A 20,551-nucleotide genomic window follows, 5' to 3' on the forward strand; every position below is an offset into this window, starting at 1 on the left:
GTCAGTCTCATTCACCCGCGACATGCGGAGGCGCTATGGTCAGGTTCCAAGTCTTAGGGAGCTGCAATGGCGAGCAAGGACATGATGGACCGCAGTACGCAGCCGGAATGCCGCCGATGAGCAAATCCGCTGCGGAAGTACGCTGGTTGACGTTCCGGCTGATGAACGGCCAATCGATAGGGCCGGACCGGTTGAAGGATGGCTGGGTGGTCGCCTCGGAGACCCGCCACTGTGGCGTGCGGCGCGAGTCAATCGAAGGCGCCGGCGTGGTCTACGCGCTGTATGCACCGGCCAATCTGGCCTCACCGCGCCGTGCGGAAATGCGCATGCGCGAGTTCCTGATGAGTTCCGGCTACACCTTCACCATGGGCACGCTGGGCGGCTGACGCCGCCCGTTGCGTTTACGGGCGCACCGTCAGCGCCTGGCCGAGTGTTCCGATCGGGCCGCGCGCATCGTGCAGCACGGTGCTGGTCAGGCCGATGCCCTGGCGGCCGAACGACACCGACGTGTCGAAACCCAGCCACTCGCCTTCGGGCATGCCGAACAGGTGAGCGGTGAGGTCCAGGTTCGGGAAGGCGACCTCCTTCGGATCGGCGCGTACCGCCATGCCGTTGGACAGGTCGAACAGGGTGGCGGCACGGGCCAATGGGCTGACCGCTTCACCATCCAGCAGCGACTGCGTTGCGCGGGCCCAGTAGGTTGCACGGCCGGGGCCCTGGTCGTGGCGACGGATCTCGATGCTCTGGATGAAACCACCGGGCCAGACCGTGCCCGGGTCCCACGCCGGCATCGATTCCGGCGGCGCAATGCCGCTGATCGGTGTGCCGGCGATGGCCCCGGTATCGTTCGGGCGCATCAACCAGGCGCGCACACGAAGCGCCGGACGGTCATCGTGTCGAAGTGTGGCCTCCACCAGTTCGATGGTGCGACCGCCGCGCAGCACCTGTACCTCGGCGTCCATCGCTTCGATCGGGATGGTGCCGAGGATGTCGTAGGACAGGCGCGCGATCAGGAAGCCATGACCGCGTGCCGCTGCGTCGCGTTCGAGGTGGTGGGCCAGTAGTCCGATCGCTGGCGCGATGTGCTGCTCGCGGATGTTCCAGGCGCCGCCGGTATGCTCGGTCGGCAGGTAACGGGTGTCGCTCAGTCGTTCGAAGAAGGCCATCGGGTGCGTTGCTTCAGCGGGGAAAGAGGCGGCAGGGCGGTTGCCGGCCCCTGCATCCTAAGCGTTCGGCAACGGCATGCGCTGCGCCAAAGCGGTCAACTGTGCCTGCGCGCGGGCCATGCCCTGCTCGATGCCATGTGGACGGATGTCCATGCCTTCGGCGTAGACGAAATCAACCTCGGTGATGCCGATCAGGCCCAGCACCGATCGCAGGTAGGGCGTCACCGTGTCGGTGCCCTGGCCGACATGCACGCCGCCGCGCGGACTGAACACCACCGCTTCCACACCCTGGACCAGGCCCTGTGGCCAGGTGTCGGTGTAGCGGAAGGTCACGCGCGCGCGGGCGACCAGGTCGAACCAGTTTTTCAGCGGCGTCGGTACGTTGAGGTTGTACATCGGTGCGGCGATCAGCAGCAGGTCGCTGTCCATCAGCTCGCCGATCAGCGCATCGGACAGCGCGATGGCCTGTTGCGCACGTGGGCCCGGGTTCTCTGCACCGCGCAGTGCGTGAAAGATCTCCTCATCCAGCACCGGCAGGTCCAGTGCGGTGAGGTCGCGCACGGTGACGTCGTCATCGAAGCCCTGCGCGGCACGCTCGGCGAGGAAACGATTGATCAGGCCGGCGCTGCGCGAGGCGGTGCCGTTGAGGCTGGAGTGGAGGACAAGCACCTTGCTCATGGCGGGAAGTCGATCTGCGTGGAAGGGGAGGGCGCCCACTCTAGACTTTAAAAACTTCGCCAGTGGCGCTATTTTTTCCTTCCATTGGTTCCTGGTTGGATACATTGTGGCCCTGTCCGATCTGAACGGTATCGACGTGTTCGTGGCCACGGTGCAGGCCGGCAACTTCGCGCAGGCGGCCGACGCGCTGCAGGTCACCCGCTCGGCGGTGGCCAAGAGCATTGCGCGGCTGGAGGCGCGGCTCGGCACCCCGTTGTTCCTGCGCACCACACGCAGCCAGCAGTTGACCGAGGCCGGGGCGCTCTACTACCAGCATTGCCTGCGCGCGCTGGAGGAAATCCGTGCAGGCGAGGCCGCGCTCGAGGGCGGGCGAACCCAGGTTGCCGGTCGCCTGCGCGTGTCCCTGCCGGTGTTGTTCGGCCACCTGTGCATCGCACCGATCCTGCTTGAGCTGGCCCGCCAGCATCCGGCGCTGGCGCTGGACCTGCAGTTCAATGATCGTACGGCCGACCTGCGCGAAGAGGGCATCGACCTGGCGATCCGCATTGGCGCGTTGCCCGACAGTAGCGATCTGGTGGCGCGGCCGCTGGGTGAACACCGCATGGCGATCTGCGCCTCGCCGGCGTTCATGGCCGGGCGCGAGCTGCCACGCACCGTCGACGCACTGCGTGGGCTGGAGGCGGTGGCCTACAGCCGGCGCGGCCAGGTGATGGAATGGAAGATGCGGGTGGATGGCGAGCCGCAGGTGTTGAAGCCGGATGCACGCGTGCAGATGGACGATCTGCAGGGCGTGGCTGATGCGGCCGTGGCAGGGCTGGGCGTGGCCTGGCTACCGTACTGGCTGGTGCGCGATGCCCTGCAGCAGGGACGGTTGCTGGAAGTTCTTCCGGTTGCCTCCAGTGCGATCTATCCGATCCACGCGGTGTGGCCGCGGGTGCCCCACCTGCCGCTGAAGACGCGGGTGGCGGTAGACGCATTGCTGCAGCAGTTGCCGGCGCGCCTGCTGGAGGTGGAGGCTGGACGCGCCGGTGGGCGCTGAGCCGGCTCCCGCAGGAGCCGGCTGGATGCCGGTCAGGGCGACGGGCAGTCCGTTTCGCGGCACAGCTTGTACTCGGCCAGACACTGCTCGGAGGTCTTGCCCAGCGGTCCATGTGATGTACGTAGGCACTGCTCGTACTTCAGCGTGCAGAACTCGCAGGATCCTGCGGCGAAGGCCAGGCCGGTTACGGCCATGCCAAGGAACATCACGGTCTTCAAGGTCGTCTTGATCATCACGTCAGTCCTTTGTGTGCCCTTCAATGGGCGGGACTACCATAGCAGTCCTTCCATCGCGGCCTTGATGCACCGCGACACGCGTTGTGCTCACCGCCGTGCAGCCTTCAACGCCTCGACCACGTCGGCTTCAGAGAAGCCGCAATGCCCTTCGCCTGCCGCAGGCAGCACCTTCGGCAACGGCCGTGCGCCGGCATGGGCCGCCAGCTGCGGATACACCGTCTGCATATGCGGCACGATGGTGGGATCGTTGTTGTTGAACTGGATCACCAGCGGTCGCTTCAACGCGCCGCTCAGTGCCAGCTTCGCACGGACATCGGCCTGTGCCGCGGGCACGGCGTCGACACGCTGCACGCCGGCATTGAACGCCGTGTCGTCGCCGAAGCCGCGGTAGACCACGCCCCTGTTGCCCACCGGCATGCCGCCGCTACGTGTCGCCAGTTCGTGCAGGACCAGTGCGTGCAGGCTGATCGTGCCGGCCAGCGCATCCGGAGCGACCTGCAGTTGCCTAGCCAGTACCTCGGCATGCTGTGGGTTCTGCTGCAGCGCGCCGGCGATGCCTTGATAGAGCGCTGCCTGCGGCAACGCGGCCGCTTCATGCGACGCCAGTCCACTGGCCGGCAGGCCTTCCGCGTTGGGGAAGAAGTAATCGAAGGCGACCAGCGTGGTCAGCAGGTCAGTGGCGATCTGTTCGCCACTGAGGTTGGCACCGCACAGCGAGACGCCACCGGCGTAGTGCTGCGGGTAGCGCTCGAGGCTGGCCAAGGTCACTGCGCCGCCCATCGAGAATCCGAGCAGCCAAGTGTGGCGCACGCGCTTGAGTTCGCCCAGCGCGTGCTGGCGCAGGCGTTCCATGTCGGTGATCGCATCGGCCACGGCCCAGCCCTGGCTGGCATAGGCGCTCTGCGCGACGGCGTAGCCCGCGGCCAACAGCGTTGCAGTGCTGTCATTGGCGGTCATCGGCGTAGAGCGTGGCACACCCACTGGTTCATAGCCATGCGCCAGCATCACCAGGTCGCCGTTCCAGCCAGCCGGTACGTCCAGGCGCCAGGGGGCGCCCTGCAGCTCGCCGCTGAGCATGCGTGGTGCAGTGGGTGGCGCAGCCAGCAGCGATGCCGCAGGCAGCAGAAGGCCGAGGGCGAGGGCGCATCGAAGCAAGGGGCGCATCGTGGTCATTCCATCCGGGAATGGCGCCGAGCATAGATGCCCGCGAATTGTTGCGCGCGCTGCACTGCCGCAGGGGATTGCCGGTCGGCCGTGCTGCGCTCTACGCTGGCGGCATGGCCCAGCACACTGCCGCGTCGATTATCCGCGTTCCCCACGGGAAGGCGGGGTAGCGCGCGGTCGTCATGGCCATGCAACCCGCCCGGGAAGGCGGGTTGCATGCGGCGCTCTCCCGGGTACTGGAATCCACCGAGGAGAACGCAGATGCACCCTCTTTCATCGACCGGCGACGCCCCGACCCTGCACCTGGTGTGCGGCAAGATCGGCGCCGGAAAGTCCACTCTGTCGCAGCGGTTGGTGGCGCAGCCGTGCCACGTGCTGATCAGCGAAGACGCCTGGCTGGCGGCGCTGTATCCCTGCCAGATCCATTCCGTCGCCGACTACCTGCAGCGCGCGGCAGCACTGCGCGCTGCGCTGACGCAGCATGTCCGCGCGATCCTGCAGGCCGGCGTCTCGGTCGTGCTCGACGTTCCGTTCAACACGCCCGCCGCCCGCGCCTGGGGCCGCGAACTGTTCGAGTCGGCCGGCGTTGCCCATCAGCTGCATTTTCTCGATGTTCCCGACGCCATCTGCAAGGCGCGTCTGCGTGCCCGCAACGCGCGCGGTGAGCACCCGTTCCAGGCCAGCGATGAAGCCTTTGAGCAGATCACCTGCCACTTCGTGGCACCTGTGCCGGAGGAGGGCTTCGTGGTGATCCGTCATGCACAGGAGGGGTGAGTTCCTGCAAATGGCCGTGTTCAGTCGATCATGGTGGTGGCGATTCCGATACGATCTGACGCATTGAACCCTATTCGCTTGATCTGGAGTCCCATCGTGGTCGACCGTCTCGCCATCCTGCTCGAACGTTTCGCGGTCACCGCCTCGGTGTTCCATGCCGGCGCGCTGTGCGGCATCAACACCCTGCAGGGGGAAGATGAGGCCGGCCAGCTGCACCTGGTGCGGCGGGGGCCGCTGCAGGTCAGCCACGGCCAGCAGACCCTCCAGGTCGACGTCCCCAGCCTGCTGCTGTACCCGCGGCCGATGCCGCACCGGTTCAGTACCGATCCGCAGCAGGGCGCCGACATGGCCTGCGCCAACCTGCATTTCGAGGGCGGCCGGCTGAACCCGATCAGCGCCGCGTTGCCCGAATTCATCTGCATGCCGCTGGCGGATCTCTACGGCGGCAGCGCAGCACTGGAGCTGCTGTTCGAAGAGGCCTTCGAGCAGCGCTGCGGGCGTGCGGCGATGGTCAACCGGCTGTTCGAGGTGGTGATGATCCAGGTGCTGCGCCAGTTGATGGAAGGCGGCGAGATGCGTGGTGGCCTGTTCGCCGGGCTCGGCCATCCGCGGCTGCGGCTGGCGTTGGTGGCGATGCATGAAGCGCCGGCGCAGGCGTGGACGCTGGAAGACCTGGCCGACGTCGCCGGCATGTCGCGCAGTGTGTTTGCCGCCAGCTTCCGTGAGGCGATGGGCACCACGCCGGGCCAGTATCTGCAGGGTTGGCGGGTGGGCCTGGCGCAGCAGGCGCTGCGCCAGGGCAGACCGCTCAAGCGGATTGCCGACGATGTGGGGTACGGCAGCGAAGCGGCGCTGTCGCGCGCGTTCAAGGCGCACACCGGGCAGTCGCCGCGGGAGTGGCGCGGACAGGCCCGCGCCGGCGCTGCCTAAGCCTCAGCCCAGCACCAGCCGCGCCAGTTTCATGCCGCCGAACAGGCCGACCAGGCCCAGTGCCACCGAACCGCCGGCGTACAGCGCTGCCAGGCCATGCTGGCCGCGCTGCAGCAGCAGGCCGATTTCCAGTGCATAGGTGGAGAACGTGGTGTAGCCGCCGAGGACGCCGGTGGCCAGCAGCAGTCGCAGCTGCGGCGAGGCGCCATTGCGCAGGGCGAAGGCTTCGACCAGCACGCCCATCAGCAGTGCGCCGCTGATGTTGATCAGGAAGGTCGACCAGGGCCACGGACTGCCGACCGCCACGCGCGCACCGATCAGGTTGCAGGCGTGGCGCAGGCAGGCACCAAGTCCGCCGCCGATGAAGACCAGCAAATAGTTGTTCAATGCGTGCATCACGTGCCTCGGGTAGGGGTTCGCTGATTCGATGGCGAACGCCGAGGGCGGGCACGGCCTGCCGTCGACGAACACCGGTTCGTCCTGGCAGGAGCCATCAGCCCTTTCAGGCGGTTATCGGGGGAGCCCCATCCCCATCGACGACCATGCTACCAGCGGCAGTGCATTCACGTCATCGAGGTCGTCAGTACCCGGATGACCTTGCTGCGGCTGAAGCCGTCCATCAGCAGTTCGAAGGCCAGCAGGTCCAATGCTGCGTGGCGGCGATGATCGATCTCCAGCCCCTTCTCCTCCACCAGATGGCTGACCAGTTCGTAGGCGTCCTGCCAGACGTCCAGGTGGGCCTGGCTGGGGATGTAGGTATTGCCCCGTTCACCGACGCCAAGCCCGCTCACGCCATACAGCAGTTCGCGCGCGTCCAGCTTGGCCGCATCGGCGATGCGGAACAGCTGTTCGGCCTTCACATGGGCGGGGCTGACATGGTCGTTGAGCCAGTTGCTGATGGTTGCCGTCGTCGAATCGGCGGCGCGGGCCAGATCGGCCGGGCGAGGGTGCCCGGCTTTCTTCATGGCAATGGCGAGTCGTTGGCCGAGAGTATTCATCTATGCAAGCCAGCTTAACGCGTAGATCGCAAAGTTCCCTTGTTCCAAGAATAAGTCTGGTTAACAGAAGGACCGACCGTGACCGAATTCTGGAGCAAGGGGCAGGTGCGCATCCGGCTGGGTTTCCGGACCGATGCCGAACTGGCGCGCTTCTTTGGCATAAGCCGATCTGCGGTGTCGCAATGGCCCAGGGACTTCCCGATTCCTGCGCTGCGCCAATACATCCTGCATCAGCGCTACCCCAATCTGTTCCCGGCGACTGAGGCCGCAGAGGCCGAAGAGGTCTGAACTGCGCCGCATTTTGTCGCATATAGCACTCTAAGCGTGGTTTGCTAAGTATGCTTAGCAATATAGGAAACTTCGATGGAACGGGGCTCGGCCATCGGTGATGCCTACTGGAGCAGGGGGTGGGGGGATCGGGTAGTGTGTCGGGTCCGCCCCATCCGGGGACCCTGTCATCCCGTATGTGGTTTCGTGAACGATTAATAATTTCGATCACGAAAGTCGCTGCATGTAATTGACCTGTCGTGAAATCTATGACTAATTGGCATCAACCGGGCGTGAAGCCCGGGAGTCTTTCAGTAGCTCGCAAGTGAGTCGGTAGACCGTCAACGATGCAGAACAAGTCCAACGGAGGTCGTATGGAATACGGCATGCATGGCTTGGCTGAACGGGTACGCCGCGAACTGGAAGCCAGTTATCACAAACACGGATGCGGTCCGGCGTTCTGGGATACCTACCAGCAGGTGCTGGACCGCCTGGTCCCGCAGGGGACCGAGCGTACCGAGGTCACCAATGAAATGGCGCTGATCATCGAGCAGCTCGGCATTGTCCGACGTGCGCAGCTGGTACCGCCGCACGCCAACGGGCCGCGTTGATCCGTTGATTCAAAGCAGGCGCCAGGCGCCACAGGCCAACAACGCCAGCAGCATCGAAAGCAGTGCCAGGGTCCGCGGTCGCCACCATTGCCGCGGTTGCCCGGCCATGGCCTGCGGACTGCAGTAACGCACCAGCCCCGAGCCGAAACCGGCCTGGTGCTGCTGCCGCGCGCAGGCGTCCAGGCAGGCGCCGCAGGCCAGGCAATCGGCCTGCGGTCCCTGGCGGATGTCCAGCTGCATCGGGCAGGCGCTGACACATGCGGCGCAATCGGTGCAGTCGCCCAGGCGGTCGGCGCTGAAGGTGGGCATCGGTCCGGCCAGCAGCGGATGCGCGGCACGGAATACGTAGTCCTGCGCGGTGGTCGGGTCGAGCAGGCCGCGGCCGCGGCCCAGCACGCCCCCCAGGCCCGACGGGCGCATGCCGCGCGGTTCGCCGCGGCGCGCGTCGTACAACATGCGGGGCGTGTACGGATCGGTCAGCAGTGGCTGCATGCGCGCGAATGGGCACAGCGAACGGCACACCTGTTCGCGCAGGAAGCCGGCATTACCCCAGGTCGCTGCGGCATAGAACACCACCCAGAACGTTTCCCAGCCACTCCAGCCGGCGTGTGGCGCAGCGTCCACCAGTTCTCCGATCGGGCTGAACAGGCCGACGAAGGTGATGCCGGTCCACAGCGACAGCAACGCCCAGGCCAGCTGGGTGGCAGGGCGCACCGCCGGCACCGGCAAAACCCGCGCCATGCCGTGTGCTATCCAGTCGAAGGCACGCCGCCACAGCGTCTGGGGGCAGCCGTGGCCGCACCAGACACGGCCGGCGAGGTGGGTAAGCAACGCAAGGGCAACGGCCAGCACCGCCAGCAGACCGATCAGCACGCCGACGTCGCCGGGCCACAATGTCCAGCCGAACAGGTCGAAGCGTCGTGCATTGATGTCCAGCAGCAGCGCCTGCTGCCCGTTCCAGCGCAGCCATGGCAACGCATAGAACAGTGCCAGCAGGAGCGCGCTCAGCGCGCCGCGCCAACGCCAGGGGCGTGGAGTTCCAGTGCAGGGCATGCTCATCCCAGCGGCAGCTCGTCGTCGTCGTCGCTGGGCATCGGGCGCTGCAGGTACCAGGTGACCGCGCTGGACACTGCCGTCACCGACCAGAACATGAAAAACCCTGCCGTATAGCCCAGTTCGCGGCTGATCGCCGTGCCCGGGAAACTGATCGCCTGCAGTCGCAACGGATCGACGAAGGCGAAGAACACCACGCTGGCCAGGCCCGCGGCGATGAAGCTGGGCCAGAGGATGGCGCCCCAGTGCTGGATCAGCTGCTGGCGGCGGCTGGGAGAGGGTCTGTTCATGCTGTCCCGGATCGGAATGAGGGCGGCGCGTATACTCCGCCGAGGCCGGCGCAGCATCCGCAGGGCATGCTTCCTGCAAGCGTGTCAGCCTAGGTGCAGCGGACTGCGTCGACATTGATCTGGATCAACGGTGGTGCGGCCCGGCTGGGGCACACTGCCGGCACGCTTTGGGTACCCCGATGAACGCAACGCAGCCGCCTGTTCTTCCCGTCGCCTCGCCCGAGTTGTGCACCGAGCAGGAAGTGACCCGCCTGGTGCACGACTTCTATGCGCGCGTGCGCGAGGAAGAGCGGTTGGGGCCGGTGTTCGAGGCGCACGTCCACGACTGGCCGGAGCACCTGGCGCAGCTGGTCGATTTCTGGTCGGCGATGCTGCGCGGTACCCGCCGCTTCAAGGGCTCGCCGATGTCCAAGCACATGGCCATCGAGCTGGACAAGGACCTGTTCGACCGTTGGCTGGTGCTGTTCCGGATCACTACCGCCGAGTGCAACAACCCGCCGATGCAGGAGCTGGCCAACGACGTGGCCGCACGCATCGGTGACACCTTCTGGAAGCGCTACCAGATGCTGCGCTGGCCGCAGGTGGGCCTGCCGGTGCTGGGCATCCCTGCCAAGGATTGATCTGGGTCAAGGCGGTCACGTCTGCGCGGCGCGATGCTGGCGGCATGGACACGTTCTCTCCCGCCGCCGGTGGCCTGGCCTGGACCTTCGACCCCGACCTGCTGCGCCGGCACGACCGGCCGGGCCCGCGCTACACCTCGTACCCGACCGCGCCGCATTTCCATGATGGCTTCGACGCGCCGGCGCTGCGCCAGGCGATCGCCGACAGCAACCAGCAGGCCCGTGCGCTGTCGCTGTACGTGCACGTGCCGTTCTGTTCCAGTCCCTGCTTCTACTGCGGTTGCAACCGGGTGATCACCCGCGATCGCGGCCGTGGCCACAGCTACGTCTCGCGCGTGCTGGCCGAGGCCGACCTGCTGGCGCCGCAGTTCGAGGACGGCCGCGAGGTCATCCAGCTGCATCTCGGAGGCGGCACGCCGAACTTCCTTGATGCCGAGGCGATGACCACGCTGGTGGAGGGGCTGCGCCGGCGCTTCGATTTCAGCGATTCGCCGCAGCGCGATTTCTCGATCGAGCTCGATCCGCGCTTCATTGATACCCGCGACGTCGCCATGCTGGCGCGGCTGGGCTTCAACCGCGCCAGCCTGGGCGTGCAGGATTTCGATCCGCACGTACAGGAATCGATCAACCGCATACAGGGCGTGCAGCAGACGCTGGACATCCTGCGCGCGTGCCGCGACAGCGGCATGCGTTCGGTCAACGTCGACCTGATCTACGGGTTGCCGGGGCAGAGCCTGGAAGGCTTCGGCCGCACCCTCGAACGGGTGCTGGCGCTGCGCCCGGATCGCCTGGCGGTCTACGGTTACGCGCACCTGCCGCATCTGTTCCGTGCGCAGAAGCAGATCGACGAGAGCCGGCTGCCTTCACCGGAAGACAAGCTTGCGCTGCTGGGCCTGGCGGTGGAGAGGCTCTCGTCGGCCGGCTACCAGTACATCGGCATGGATCACTTTGCGTTGCCGGAAGAGGATCTGTCGCGTGCGCAGCGTGCCGGCCAGTTGCATCGCAACTTCATGGGCTACACCACCCACGCCGATACCGATCTGCTCGGCCTGGGCGTGAGTGCGATCAGCCACATCGGTGCCACCTACAGCCAGAATCCGCGCGATCTGCCGTCGTGGGAGGATGCGGTGGACCAGGGTCAGCTGCCGGTCTGGCGCGGCGTGGCACTGAGTGCCGACGACCAGCTGCGTGCGGAACTGATCCAGCAGCTGATGTGCCAGGGCGAGGTGGATGGCATGGTGCTGGGCCAACGTCATGGCGTCGATTTCGAGCGGTACTTTGCCGAAGACCTGCGTTCGGTGCAGCGGTTGCAGGAAGATGGCCTGGCCGAATACCGCGACGGTGTGGTGCGCGCCAGCGAGCCGGGGCGGCCGCTGCTGCGGCTGCTGGCGATGTGCTTCGACCCGTACCTGCGTGCCGCCCACGAGCAGCCGCGCTACTCGCGTGCGATCTGAGGTTCCGTCGCGCAGTGCATGCATGGTGCCCGGAGCCGGAATCGAACCGGCATGGGGTTGCCCCCGGCGGATTTTAAGTCCGATGCGTCTACCAGTTTCGCCATCCGGGCCTGCAGCGCGGCGCCGATTGTAGCCCACCCGCCGCACGGCGGCTGGATTGCATCGGCGCAGTGACGTGCTTAACTGTCGTTCCTATTCATGTCATAGTCCCAGCCATCGTTCCCAGGGGGGGAGCCACCTGATGTCGCTGCACGCGATTGCCTATGCCAGTGAGGCCCGCGCCGATCTGCAGACAACCGATCTTGACCGCCTGCTGGCCGATGCCACGGCATTCAACCGTGTAGCCGGCGTCACCGGTGTGCTGATGTTCGACGGCTCGCGCTTTCTGCAGTATCTGGAGGGTCCCGAAGATGGCATCGATTCGGTGTACCAGCGCATCGTCAATGCGCGCAGCCATGGCCAGCTGAAGGTGCTCTGCCGCGCGCCGGTGGCGCAGCGGGCGTTTCCGCGCTGGTCGATGGGAACCCGGCGCATCGATGCGGAGCTGCTGGCACAGATCGTCGAATCGGCGTGGCCGGGCTTCCTGCTTGGCAGCGGTGGCTTCGAGCGCCTGCTGCAGGCCTGGACCGGCGCCGATGGCGAACTGGAGCCGGCTGCGGTCGCACTGGGCTCCTGATCCCATCTTGGCGGCCAGGCACTCGGGCCGTTAGGCTGTAGCCTTTCTGGCGTGGATTTACCCGGAGTGGTGCAGCGAATGATCAGGTCGGCCGAAGCCATGGCGGTACGCATGCCGTTGCGCAGGACATGTCAGTGAGCGCTTCCCTTGCAGCAGCGGAGGCCCCGCGATTCGCGGTGATCGGCCTGGGCTACGTCGGCCTGCCGCTGGCGGTGGCCTTTGGCCGGCACTGGCCGACGCTGGGCTTCGACATCGATGCTGATCGCATTGCCGAGCTGCGCGATGGTCAGGACCACACGCTGGAAATGGAGGCCGATGAGCTGTCCAGTGCACAGCAGCTGCAGTACGGCAGCGATCCGGCCCTGCTCGATGCCTGCAATGTCTACATCGTTACCGTGCCAACCCCGATCGATGCCTATGAGCAGCCCGATCTGGAGCCGTTGCGTTCGGCTACGCGGCTGATTGCCAGCCATCTGCGCGCGGGCGACTTGGTGATCTACGAATCCACGGTGTACCCGGGCACCACCGAAGAGGTCTGCGTACCGTTGCTGGAAGAAGGCTCGGGCCTGCGTTTCAACGAAGATTTCTATTGCGGCTACAGCCCGGAGCGGGTCAGTCCCGGCGACCGCCAGCGGCGCCTGGCCGACATCCGCAAGATCACCTCGGGGTCGACAGCGGAAGTGGCTGCGGTGATCGATGGCCTGTACCAGCGCATTATTGCCGCCGGTACGTTCCCGGCGCCGTCGATGCGCGTGGCCGAAGCGGCCAAGGTGGTCGAGAATATCCAGCGTGACGTCAACATCGCGCTGGTCAACGAGCTGGCGCTGATCTTCGACCGGCTCGGCATCGATACCCAGGATGTGCTGGATGCGGCCGGCAGCAAGTGGAACTTCCTGCCCTTCCGGCCGGGCCTGGTCGGCGGCCACTGCATCGGCGTGGACCCGTACTACCTGCTGCACAAGTCCGAGAGCGTGGGCTATCACCCGGACCTGATCCACACCGCGCGGCAGGTCAACAACCGCGTCGGGGAGCATGTGGCGTCGCGGGTGCTGGCGATGCTGGCCGAACGTGGTCGCGTACCAGCGCAGTCGCGCATTCTGGTGCTCGGCGTGACCTTCAAGGAGGATTGCCCGGACCTGCGCAACAGCCGCGCGCTGGAGCTGGCGCAGCGCCTGCGTGATGCCGGTGCTCAGGTCGAGGTCAGTGATCCCTGGGTCGGCCCGGCGGCATTGGCCGATGAGGGCGTGCAGTGGCTGGCCGAACCCGTGGCAGGGACCTATGACGCGGTGGTGCTGGCGGTAGCCCATGCCCGCTTCAAGGCGATGGACGAGGCCGGTATCCGGTCGCTGCTGGCACCGGGCGGCCTGGTCTACGACGTGAAATCGGCCTGGCCACGCAACGTGGTTGACGATCGCCTGTAAACCAGGGCGGCGGGCAGCGCGGTAGACTCGCAGGCAGTTGCAACCAAGGAACGCCATGCACCGGTATATCGTCTACCTGCTCGCCATCCTGATGTTCCCCATCTGCCTGTGGTTGGCCACGATCTGGCCGGCCTGGTACTGGGGCGTCGGCCTGACCGCCGCGATGGTGGCGCTGGGGACCTGGGACCTGCTGCAGAAGCGCAGCACGCTGCGCCGCAACTATCCGGTGATGGCGCACTTCCGCTACGGCCTGGAGTCGATCGGCCCGGAGATCCGCCAGTATTTCGTGCAGAGCGACCTGGAGGACGTGCCGTTCTCGCGCCAGCAGCGTGCGCTGATCTACCAGCGCGCCAAGAACGAGATGGACACGGTGCCGTTCGGTACGCTGCGCAGCACCTATGCGGTGGATTACGAGTGGATCAACCATTCGCTGGCGCCGACCGCCATCGCCAAGCATGACTTCCGCGTGCTGATCGGCGCCAACTGTGCCAAGCCGTATTCGGCGAGCGTGTTCAATATCTCGGCGATGAGCTTCGGTTCACTGTCGGCCAATGCGATCCGCGCGCTGAACGAGGGCGCGCGCCGGGGGGGCTTCTATCACGATACCGGCGAAGGTTCGATTTCGCCGTATCACCGTGAGATGGGCGGCGACCTGGTCTGGGAGATCGGCTCGGGCTACTTCGGTTGCCGTGATGAAAAGGGCGGTTTCAGCGAAGAGCGCTTCGTCGCCAACGCCACCCATGACCAGGTCAAGATGATCGAGATCAAGCTGTCGCAGGGCGCCAAGCCCGGTCATGGCGGCGTGCTGCCGGCGCCGAAGGTGACCGCCGAGATTTCGGTGACCCGTGGCGTGCCGATGGGCGTGGACTGCGTATCGCCGTCGCGTCACTCGGCGTTCTCGACGCCGGTCGAACTGCTGCAGTTCGTCGCCCGCCTGCGCGAACTGTCCGGCGGCAAGCCGGTCGGTTTCAAGCTGGCCATCGGCCACCCGTGGGAGTGGTTCGGCATTGCCAAGGCAATGCAGGAAACCGGCCTGCTGCCGGATTTCATCGTGGTCGACGGTGCCGAGGGCGGTACTGGCGCAGCACCGGCGGAGTTCGTCGACCATGTCGGCGTGCCGATGCACGAGGCGCTGCTGCTGGTGCACAACACTCTGGTCGGCCTGGATCTTCGCGAGCGCATCCGTATCGGCGCGGCAGGCAAGATCACCAGCGCATTCGATATCGCGCGCACCATCGCGCTCGGCGCCGACTGGTGCAATGCCGGCCGTGGCTTCATGTTCGCGCTGGGTTGCATCCAGTCGTTGAGCTGCCACACCGACAAGTGCCCGACCGGCATCGCCACCCAGGACCCGGCACGCTGGAAGCACCTGGATGCACCGGACAAGGCCACCCGTGTCTACAGCTACCACGAGCACACGCTGCATGCCCTGAAGGAGCTGCTGTGTGCGGCGGGCCTGAACGATCCGGCCGAGCTGGGGCCGGAGCACATCCTGCGCCGCGTCTCGCCGGTGGAAATCCGTTCGCTGGCGTCGCTGTACCGCTACCTGGAACCGGGCGAGCTGCTGCACAAGGTGCCGGACCATGCGGTGTTCCATGCATTCTGGGCCGATGCACGCAGCGATTCGTTCCAGCCGCCGCCGAAGATCCAGGCGCTGCGCGCCAGCAAGTCGCGATAACGATTCTGTAGCGTCGAGCCATGCTCGACTGCTTTTCCACGCAGTCGAGCAAGCTCGACCCTACAAGGAGGCGCCATGCAGTTCAGGATCGGCACCATCGAAGATGTCGCCACGTTGTGGGCGCTGCGCACGCGCTGTGTGCGCGAGACCTGCAGCAGCCATTACCCGCCGGCGGTCATTGCGCCGTGGTCGGCCTCGCCACCGCCGCTGCAGTACGCGAGGCTGCTGGGGCAGGGTGGTTGCGTGGTGGCCGAGGACGGACAGGGCGGCCTGCTCGGTTTCGGCGTGTTCGATGCCGATGCCAATGAAGTCGACGCGCTGTTCGTCGATCCGGATCGTGGCGGAAAGGGGATCGGCCAGGCGCTGATGCAGCGCCTGTTGGCGATGGCCGATCGTGAGCGTGAGGTGGTTCTGTCGGCCTCGCTCAATGCCGTGCCGTTCTATCAACGGCAGGGCTTTGTCAGCGTGCGCGAGGAAGCCTATGCGCATCCCAGCGGTGTGGCGCTGGCCTCGGTGAGCATGCGCAGGCCATGGTGATGTAGAGCCGGGCTTGCTCGACGCTACAACGCAGGCGTCACCGCCCGGCCAGCCAACCGATCACGCCCTCGGCGGCACGCAGGCCGCTGGCGTAGCACGCGGTCAGCAGGTAGCCGCCTGTCGGCGCTTCCCAGTCCAGCATCTCGCCGGCACAGAACACACCCGGCAGCGCCCGCAGCATCAGGTCATCATCGAGTGCGTCCAGGCGCACGCCACCGGCGGTGCTGATCACTTCGGCCATCGGCCGTGGCCGCAGCAGGCGCAGTGGCAGGCGTTTGAGCGTGGCGACCACGGCAGGCAGGTCGTTGCCCGCATCCTTGCCGAGGATCTCGAACACCAGCGCGGCCTTTACCGCATCCAGGCCGGCCTGGCGGCGCAGGTGCTCACCGAAGCTGCGGCCCTTGCGCGGGCGTGACAGGTCGCCCAGCAGGCGCGCCTCGTCTCGGCCAGGCACCAGGTCCAGCCACAGCATGGCGTGTCCATCGCGGTTGATGGTCTCGCGCAGGTCGGCCGCCAACGCATAGATCAGGCTGCCTTCGATGCCGTACTCGCTGGCGACGCATTCGCCCTGCAGCGACTGTGGCTGCCCGGCCAGGTCGATCCAGTGCGCGACCACCGGCTTCAACGGTGCACCGGCATTGCGCTGGGCGAAGAACGGCGTCCAGTCGATGTCGAAGCCGCAGTTGGCCGATTGCAGCGGCGCAATGTCCACGCCTCGTGCCTGCAAGGGGGCGACCCAGGCGCCATCACTGCCCAGCTGCGGCCAGCTGCCACCACCCATCGCCAACACGGTGGCATCGGCGTGGACATCGATCTCGCCCGCTTCGGTGGTGAAGCGCAGCGCGCCGTCGTTGCCCCAGCCGGTCCAGCGGTGGTTGGCATGCAGGCGCACGCCCTGTTCCTTCAGTCGGCGCACCCAGCCGCGCAGCAGCGGTGCAGCCTTGCGGTCGACCGGGAACACGCGGCCGGAGCTGCCGACATAGGTCTCCACGCCGAAGCCGGCGGCCCAGTCGCGCAGCGCCTGCGCGTCGAAGCCGTCGAGCCAGCGGCCCACGGCCGTGGACCGCTCGCGGTAGCGGCTGTCGAACAGCGGCCGCGGATCGGAATGGGTGAGGTTGAGGCCGCCCTTGCCGGCGATCAGGAACTTGCGGCCGGGTGAACCCTTGGCCTCGTACAGGTCCACCTCCAGCCCAGCGGCGCGCAGGCGCTCGGCGGCGAACAGGCCGGCCGGGCCACCGCCGATGACGGCGACCCGATGGGGCGTTGCGGTATTACGGTTTGACATCGAGCAGCTCGACATCGAACACCAGCGACGAGCCAGCCGGGATCGGGCCGACCCGGCGGTCGCCGTAGCCATAGTCCGGCGGGATCATCAGCGTGCGCTTGCCGCCGACCTTCATGCCGGCCACGCCTTCATCCCAGCCGCGGATGACCTGGCCGGCGCCGAGGGCGAAGGTGAACGGTTCGCCACGGCTGACCGAGCTGTCGAAGGTCTTGCCGTGCTTGCTCTCGGTGCGGTTGTCGTAGATCCAGCCGGTGTAGTGCACGGTGACCTTGCTGCCGGAGACGGCCTCGGCGCCGGTGCCGGGCACGGTATCGATGCGTTCGAAGGTGGTCAGGGTGCCGCCCGGCGGCGGGCCGGAGGGCTCGCTCGAGCAGCCAACGGCGGCGAGGGACAGCAGCAGGGGGAGCAGCAGGCGGCGCATCGGGCGTCTCCGGTAGGGCGCAGGGCGAGGGCGGCAAGGGTAGCGCATCGGCGCCGGGTATCATGGGTGCATGGCAAAACTCCTGCTCAATCTGCGCAATGTCGGCGACGACGAATATGCCGATGTCTGCACGCTGCTCGACCAGCACGGCATCGCCTGGTATCGCACCGAACCCAGCCCCTGGGGCATTTCCAATGGCGGCCTGTGGCTGCGCGAGGATGCCGATCATCCGCGTGCGAAGGCGCTGATGGCCGAGTACCAGGCGGCGCGCGGTGTGCGCGTGCGCGCCGAGCGCGAACAGGCGCTGCGCGACGGCACGGCGGAGACGTTCGGCAGCCTGTTCCGGCGGCGGCCGGTGTTCGTGGTGCTGGTACTGCTGGGAATGGCAGTCGCGGCGGCGCTGGTGCTGCTGCCGTTCATGCTGTTGCGGGGGTAATGGGGGCTTCTGGCCGGGTTGCACCCGGCACCCGCCGATGCCAGGGCAACTACAACAGCAACAGCAACAGCAGGCAATCCGTGGTGGGCAGGGCGGTGTGGGCAGGCGGGACACGCCGTAAACCCGTCCATGGGGGCTCGATGGCGCCATCCATGGCGCCAACGGTCCCGCCTGCCCACACCGCCCTGCCTCTGACAGGTTCCGGGTGCCTGCCGGGGTCGGATCCCTCTGCCGCGCAGAGGGCTCTGACCCCCTGAATCTGTCTGTGCGGGCAGGAGGCGCTAAAATGGCAGGATGATCGCCAATACCGCTGCCTACCATTTCGCCGTCATTGACGCCCCCCAGGCCCTGTGCGACCAGTTGCTGGCGCGCGCCGAGGCGGCGGAGCTGCGCGGCACGATCCTGGTGGCGGGCGAGGGGCTGAACCTGTTCCTGGCCGGTGCGCCGGAGGCGGTCGAGGGCTTCTACGCCGCGCTGCATGCCGATGCGCGTTTTGCCGATATGCGGGTCAAGACCAGCCTGAGCGAGCACCAGCCGTTCGCGCGGCTGAAGGCCAAGGTGAAGGACGAGATCATCAGCTTCCGCCGCGATGACGGCCAGCCGCTGGACTATCCGCGCGCCCCGGCGATCGATCCGGCCACCGTGCAGCGTTGGCTGCGGCAGGGGCATGACGACGCTGGCAAGCCGGTGGTGATGCTCGATACCCGCAACCTGCAGGAAGTGGAGTACGGCACCTTCAAGGATGCGCTGGTGCTGCCCATCCACAAGTTCACCGACCTGCCGGAGGCATTGGCGCCGCACCGCGAAGCGCTGAAGGACAGCACCGTGGTCAGTTTCTGCACCGGCGGCATCCGCTGCGAGAAGGCCGCACTGTGGATGGCCAACGATGGCATGGACAACGTGCTGCAGCTCGATGGCGGCATCCTCGGCTACTTCGAGGAGGTGGGCGGCGAAGGTTACGAAGGCCGCTGCTTCGTGTTCGACGAGCGCGTGGCGCTGGATGCCGAACTGAAGCCGATGGTCGACCAGCCACTACCGGAGCCGCGCCCCAGCGCGTTCTGACGCTTCCCCGGTAGAGCCGGCCGCTGGCCGGCTGCCAGGGCACTTTGCCTGCCGGCCAGCGGTCGGCACCACCGGATCAAGCGCGACCCGCCATGAACCGGCCCCACGGGAATCAGCATCCCGCCACCGTCACTGGCCGCCGCGCCTGGCCGACCCCATGCATGGGGGATCCTGTGACGGAAAACCGCTGATGATCCCGTTGTCGATCCTTGACCTGGCCCCGGTCTGCGAGGGCAGTGACACCACCGCTGCCTTCGCCAACATGCTGGAACTGGCCCAGCACGCCGATGCGCTGGGCTACCGCCGCTACTGGCTGGCCGAACACCACAACATGCCAGGCATCGCCAGCGCGGCCACCGCCGTGCTGATCGGCCACGTCGCCGGTGGAACAAAGCGCATCCGCGTCGGTGCCGGCGGCATCATGCTGCCCAACCATGCGCCGCTGCAGGTGGCCGAGCAGTTCGGCACGCTGGCCTCGCTGTACCCGGACCGCATCGACCTCGGCCTGGGCCGTGCCCCGGGCACCGACCAGCCAACCGCGCGTGCCCTGCGCCGCTACTTCGACAGCGCCGACCAGTTCCCGCAGGACGTGCGCGAGCTCCTGCACTATTTCGAGCCGGTGCAGCCTGGCCAGGCAGTGCAGGCCGTTCCCGGTGGCGGCCTGCGGGTGCCGACCTGGATCCTCGGTTCGAGCCTGTTCGGCGCGCGCATGGCCGCCTCGATGGGCCTGCCCTATGCGTTCGCCTCGCACTTCGCGCCCGACGTGATGGACGAAGCCTTGGCGGTGTATCGCCGCGAATTCCGCCCCTCGGCGACGTTGAAGCAGCCACACGCAATGCTGGCGCTGAACGTCGTTGCCAGCGACAGCGAAGCCGAGTCGCGCCGCCTGTTCACCAGCCAGCAGCAGAGTTTCGTCAACCTGCGCCGAGGTCGACCGGGCAAGATCCCGGCACCGATCGACGATATCGAGACTTTCTGGGAACCGCATGAAAAGCTGGGTGTGGAGCGGGCGCTGGCCTGCACCGTGCTGGGCGATCCTCAGCAGGTGGCCGAAGGCATCGCCGCGTTTGTCGAGCGCCACAAGCCCGACGAACTGATGCTTACCGCCAACCTGTATGACCACCGCGCGCGCCTGCGCTCGTTCGAATTGGCCATGCACGCCTGGCACACCCGCCACGCGGGCTGAACAATTGCGTCACGGCCCATTGCGGCCGAACCGCGTCTGATGGGGGCTCACACCGATGGAGCCCCCACATGGCTGATACCCGCGCCGAACACATCGCCCAACTGGCCGAGCTGATCAAGGACGTCGAGGTGGCGATGTTCGCCACGACCGGCGTCGATGGACGACTCTACAGCCGGCCGCTGGCCACCCAGCAGGTCACCTTCGACGGTGATCTGTGGTTTGTCATCACCGCCGACAGCCCCAAGGTCGCCGAGATCGCACTTGATCCATACGTCAACGTGGCCTACGCCTCGCCTTCGAAGAACACCTATGTGTCGGTGGCAGGGCGTGCGCGCATCGTCGACGACCGCGCGAAGATCGAAGAGCTGTGGTCGCCGGCGATGAAGCTGTTCTTTCCGGGCGGCATGGACGACCCGAACCTGCGCCTGATCCAGGTGCGCGCCGACTCGGCCGAATACTGGGATGGCCCGGGCACGCTGCTGGGGACGGCGCTGAGTTTCGTGCTGTCGGCCGTGCAGGACGAGCCCGCGCCGTTGGCCGACAATGGCTTCATCGACCTTCGATGATGG

At 66.8% G+C, this 20,551-nt stretch carries 26 protein-coding genes, 1 tRNA gene and 1 riboswitch; of the genes, 16 read left to right on the forward strand and 11 right to left on the reverse strand.

Annotation, left to right across the window (positions count from 1 at the left end; all coding sequences use genetic code 11):
• Positions 1 to 116 precede the first annotated feature (116 nt).
• A complete protein-coding gene (locus tag ACUZUJ_RS07900) occupies positions 117 to 386 on the forward strand; it encodes a hypothetical protein (RefSeq protein WP_042358614.1) in 270 nt (89 codons plus the stop codon).
• A 15-nt stretch (positions 387 to 401) separates the two neighbouring features.
• Here the strand turns inward: ACUZUJ_RS07900 and ACUZUJ_RS07905 are convergent, their stop codons facing one another.
• Both ACUZUJ_RS07905 and ACUZUJ_RS07910 read right to left on the reverse strand, forming a co-directional pair.
• A complete protein-coding gene (locus ACUZUJ_RS07905; protein WP_119007625.1) occupies positions 402 to 1,166 on the reverse strand; it encodes a thioesterase family protein in 765 nt (254 codons plus the stop codon).
• Between the two features lie 57 nt (positions 1,167 to 1,223).
• Positions 1,224 to 1,844: an FMN-dependent NADH-azoreductase gene (locus ACUZUJ_RS07910; RefSeq protein ID WP_164162404.1), complete on the reverse strand. Its 621-nt coding sequence runs from the start codon at positions 1,842 to 1,844 to the stop codon at positions 1,224 to 1,226.
• Between the two features lie 106 nt (positions 1,845 to 1,950).
• Here ACUZUJ_RS07910 and ACUZUJ_RS07915 point away from each other — a divergent pair, with 106 nt between their 5' ends.
• Positions 1,951 to 2,883 (forward strand): LysR family transcriptional regulator, encoded by a 933-nt coding sequence (locus tag ACUZUJ_RS07915; protein ID WP_458220156.1) that lies wholly within the window; start codon positions 1,951 to 1,953, stop codon positions 2,881 to 2,883.
• 32 nt (positions 2,884 to 2,915) lie between these two features.
• On the opposite strand, the gene ACUZUJ_RS07920 is transcribed toward ACUZUJ_RS07915, so the two are convergent.
• Both ACUZUJ_RS07920 and ACUZUJ_RS07925 read right to left on the reverse strand, forming a co-directional pair.
• Positions 2,916 to 3,116 carry a hypothetical protein gene (locus ACUZUJ_RS07920; RefSeq protein WP_088025576.1) on the reverse strand — a complete coding sequence of 67 codons (201 nt, stop codon included), beginning with the start codon at positions 3,114 to 3,116 and terminating at the stop codon, positions 2,916 to 2,918.
• A gap of 90 nt (positions 3,117 to 3,206) precedes the next feature.
• Positions 3,207 to 4,283 (reverse strand): alpha/beta hydrolase, encoded by a 1,077-nt coding sequence (locus ACUZUJ_RS07925; RefSeq protein WP_458220157.1) that lies wholly within the window; start codon positions 4,281 to 4,283, stop codon positions 3,207 to 3,209.
• Positions 4,284 to 4,544: 261 nt separating this feature from the next.
• On the opposite strand from ACUZUJ_RS07925, the gene ACUZUJ_RS07930 reads away from it, so the two are divergent.
• Complete coding sequence (locus ACUZUJ_RS07930; RefSeq protein ID WP_049446079.1) at positions 4,545 to 5,057, forward strand: P-loop nucleotide/nucleoside kinase family protein; 513 nt, start codon at positions 4,545 to 4,547, stop codon at positions 5,055 to 5,057.
• Between the two features lie 96 nt (positions 5,058 to 5,153).
• The gene (locus ACUZUJ_RS07935) at positions 5,154 to 5,987 is read left to right on the forward strand and encodes an AraC family transcriptional regulator (RefSeq protein WP_119007741.1); all 834 of its coding nucleotides are present in this window, start codon (positions 5,154 to 5,156) and stop codon (positions 5,985 to 5,987) included.
• Between the two features lie 3 nt (positions 5,988 to 5,990).
• On the opposite strand, the gene crcB is transcribed toward ACUZUJ_RS07935, so the two are convergent.
• Positions 5,991 to 6,383, reverse strand: a complete 393-nt coding sequence (crcB, locus tag ACUZUJ_RS07940) for a fluoride efflux transporter CrcB (protein WP_014036647.1) — start codon at positions 6,381 to 6,383, stop codon at positions 5,991 to 5,993.
• Positions 6,384 to 6,464: 81 nt separating this feature from the next.
• Positions 6,465 to 6,528, reverse strand: a riboswitch (Fluoride riboswitch).
• A 22-nt stretch (positions 6,529 to 6,550) separates the two neighbouring features.
• Positions 6,551 to 6,952, reverse strand: a complete 402-nt coding sequence (locus ACUZUJ_RS07945; protein ID WP_005415999.1) for a helix-turn-helix domain-containing protein — start codon at positions 6,950 to 6,952, stop codon at positions 6,551 to 6,553.
• Between the two features lie 111 nt (positions 6,953 to 7,063).
• Between ACUZUJ_RS07945 and ACUZUJ_RS07950 the strand changes: the two genes are divergently transcribed.
• The gene (locus tag ACUZUJ_RS07950; protein WP_049446081.1) at positions 7,064 to 7,273 is read left to right on the forward strand and encodes a helix-turn-helix domain-containing protein; all 210 of its coding nucleotides are present in this window, start codon (positions 7,064 to 7,066) and stop codon (positions 7,271 to 7,273) included.
• Between the two features lie 353 nt (positions 7,274 to 7,626).
• Positions 7,627 to 7,863: a hypothetical protein gene (locus ACUZUJ_RS07955; protein ID WP_005416001.1), complete on the forward strand. Its 237-nt coding sequence runs from the start codon at positions 7,627 to 7,629 to the stop codon at positions 7,861 to 7,863.
• Between the two features lie 9 nt (positions 7,864 to 7,872).
• On the opposite strand, the gene ACUZUJ_RS07960 is transcribed toward ACUZUJ_RS07955, so the two are convergent.
• Entirely contained in the window at positions 7,873 to 8,922 is a 1,050-nt protein-coding gene (locus ACUZUJ_RS07960) for a 4Fe-4S dicluster domain-containing protein (protein ID WP_049446083.1), read from the reverse strand.
• Positions 8,919 to 9,206, reverse strand: a complete 288-nt coding sequence (locus tag ACUZUJ_RS07965; RefSeq protein ID WP_049446085.1) for a hypothetical protein — start codon at positions 9,204 to 9,206, stop codon at positions 8,919 to 8,921. Before ACUZUJ_RS07965 ends, ACUZUJ_RS07960 begins: the two co-directional genes overlap by 4 nt.
• 179 nt (positions 9,207 to 9,385) lie before the next feature.
• On the opposite strand from ACUZUJ_RS07965, the gene ACUZUJ_RS07970 reads away from it, so the two are divergent.
• Entirely contained in the window at positions 9,386 to 9,826 is a 441-nt protein-coding gene (locus ACUZUJ_RS07970; RefSeq protein ID WP_049446087.1) for a group III truncated hemoglobin, read from the forward strand.
• 44 nt (positions 9,827 to 9,870) lie between these two features.
• Positions 9,871 to 11,280, forward strand: coding sequence for an oxygen-independent coproporphyrinogen III oxidase (gene hemN, locus ACUZUJ_RS07975; RefSeq protein WP_049446459.1), 1,410 nt, complete (start codon positions 9,871 to 9,873; stop codon positions 11,278 to 11,280).
• 23 nt (positions 11,281 to 11,303) lie between these two features.
• On the opposite strand, the gene ACUZUJ_RS07980 is transcribed toward hemN, so the two are convergent.
• Positions 11,304 to 11,390 (reverse strand) — tRNA-Leu (locus tag ACUZUJ_RS07980).
• A 131-nt stretch (positions 11,391 to 11,521) separates the two neighbouring features.
• Between ACUZUJ_RS07980 and ACUZUJ_RS07985 the strand changes: the two genes are divergently transcribed.
• The 4 genes from ACUZUJ_RS07985 to ACUZUJ_RS08000 all read left to right on the forward strand — a co-directional run bounded on the left by ACUZUJ_RS07985 (position 11,522) and on the right by ACUZUJ_RS08000 (position 15,592).
• Complete coding sequence (locus ACUZUJ_RS07985; RefSeq protein ID WP_014036718.1) at positions 11,522 to 11,956, forward strand: BLUF domain-containing protein; 435 nt, start codon at positions 11,522 to 11,524, stop codon at positions 11,954 to 11,956.
• Between the two features lie 134 nt (positions 11,957 to 12,090).
• The gene (locus tag ACUZUJ_RS07990) at positions 12,091 to 13,377 is read left to right on the forward strand and encodes a nucleotide sugar dehydrogenase (RefSeq protein WP_458220158.1); all 1,287 of its coding nucleotides are present in this window, start codon (positions 12,091 to 12,093) and stop codon (positions 13,375 to 13,377) included.
• A gap of 55 nt (positions 13,378 to 13,432) precedes the next feature.
• On the forward strand, positions 13,433 to 15,055 hold the full coding sequence (locus ACUZUJ_RS07995) for an FMN-binding glutamate synthase family protein (RefSeq protein WP_100449783.1): 1,623 nt from the start codon (positions 13,433 to 13,435) through the stop codon (positions 15,053 to 15,055).
• Between the two features lie 75 nt (positions 15,056 to 15,130).
• Complete coding sequence (locus tag ACUZUJ_RS08000; protein WP_458220159.1) at positions 15,131 to 15,592, forward strand: GNAT family N-acetyltransferase; 462 nt, start codon at positions 15,131 to 15,133, stop codon at positions 15,590 to 15,592.
• A gap of 37 nt (positions 15,593 to 15,629) precedes the next feature.
• Here the strand turns inward: ACUZUJ_RS08000 and ACUZUJ_RS08005 are convergent, their stop codons facing one another.
• Both ACUZUJ_RS08005 and ACUZUJ_RS08010 read right to left on the reverse strand, forming a co-directional pair.
• The gene (locus tag ACUZUJ_RS08005; RefSeq protein ID WP_458220160.1) at positions 15,630 to 16,877 is read right to left on the reverse strand and encodes a TIGR03862 family flavoprotein; all 1,248 of its coding nucleotides are present in this window, start codon (positions 16,875 to 16,877) and stop codon (positions 15,630 to 15,632) included.
• On the reverse strand, positions 16,864 to 17,298 hold the full coding sequence (locus ACUZUJ_RS08010; RefSeq protein WP_014036723.1) for an FKBP-type peptidyl-prolyl cis-trans isomerase: 435 nt from the start codon (positions 17,296 to 17,298) through the stop codon (positions 16,864 to 16,866). The genes ACUZUJ_RS08005 and ACUZUJ_RS08010 overlap by 14 nt, the downstream gene beginning before the upstream one ends.
• 70 nt (positions 17,299 to 17,368) lie before the next feature.
• On the opposite strand from ACUZUJ_RS08010, the gene ACUZUJ_RS08015 reads away from it, so the two are divergent.
• The 4 genes from ACUZUJ_RS08015 (at position 17,369) to ACUZUJ_RS08030 (ending at position 20,548) form a co-directional block, all read left to right on the forward strand.
• Positions 17,369 to 17,734, forward strand: a complete 366-nt coding sequence (locus ACUZUJ_RS08015) for a DUF6164 family protein (protein WP_049445697.1) — start codon at positions 17,369 to 17,371, stop codon at positions 17,732 to 17,734.
• Positions 17,735 to 18,028: 294 nt separating this feature from the next.
• On the forward strand, positions 18,029 to 18,796 hold the full coding sequence (locus tag ACUZUJ_RS08020; RefSeq protein ID WP_049445696.1) for a sulfurtransferase: 768 nt from the start codon (positions 18,029 to 18,031) through the stop codon (positions 18,794 to 18,796).
• A 190-nt stretch (positions 18,797 to 18,986) separates the two neighbouring features.
• Positions 18,987 to 19,982 carry an LLM class flavin-dependent oxidoreductase gene (locus tag ACUZUJ_RS08025; protein WP_049445694.1) on the forward strand — a complete coding sequence of 332 codons (996 nt, stop codon included), beginning with the start codon at positions 18,987 to 18,989 and terminating at the stop codon, positions 19,980 to 19,982.
• Positions 19,983 to 20,050: 68 nt separating this feature from the next.
• Positions 20,051 to 20,548 carry a pyridoxamine 5'-phosphate oxidase family protein gene (locus tag ACUZUJ_RS08030; protein ID WP_101765247.1) on the forward strand — a complete coding sequence of 166 codons (498 nt, stop codon included), beginning with the start codon at positions 20,051 to 20,053 and terminating at the stop codon, positions 20,546 to 20,548.
• The last annotated feature ends 3 nt before the right edge of the window (positions 20,549 to 20,551 follow it).

It is taken from the genome of Stenotrophomonas sp. S4, from assembly GCF_054187805.2.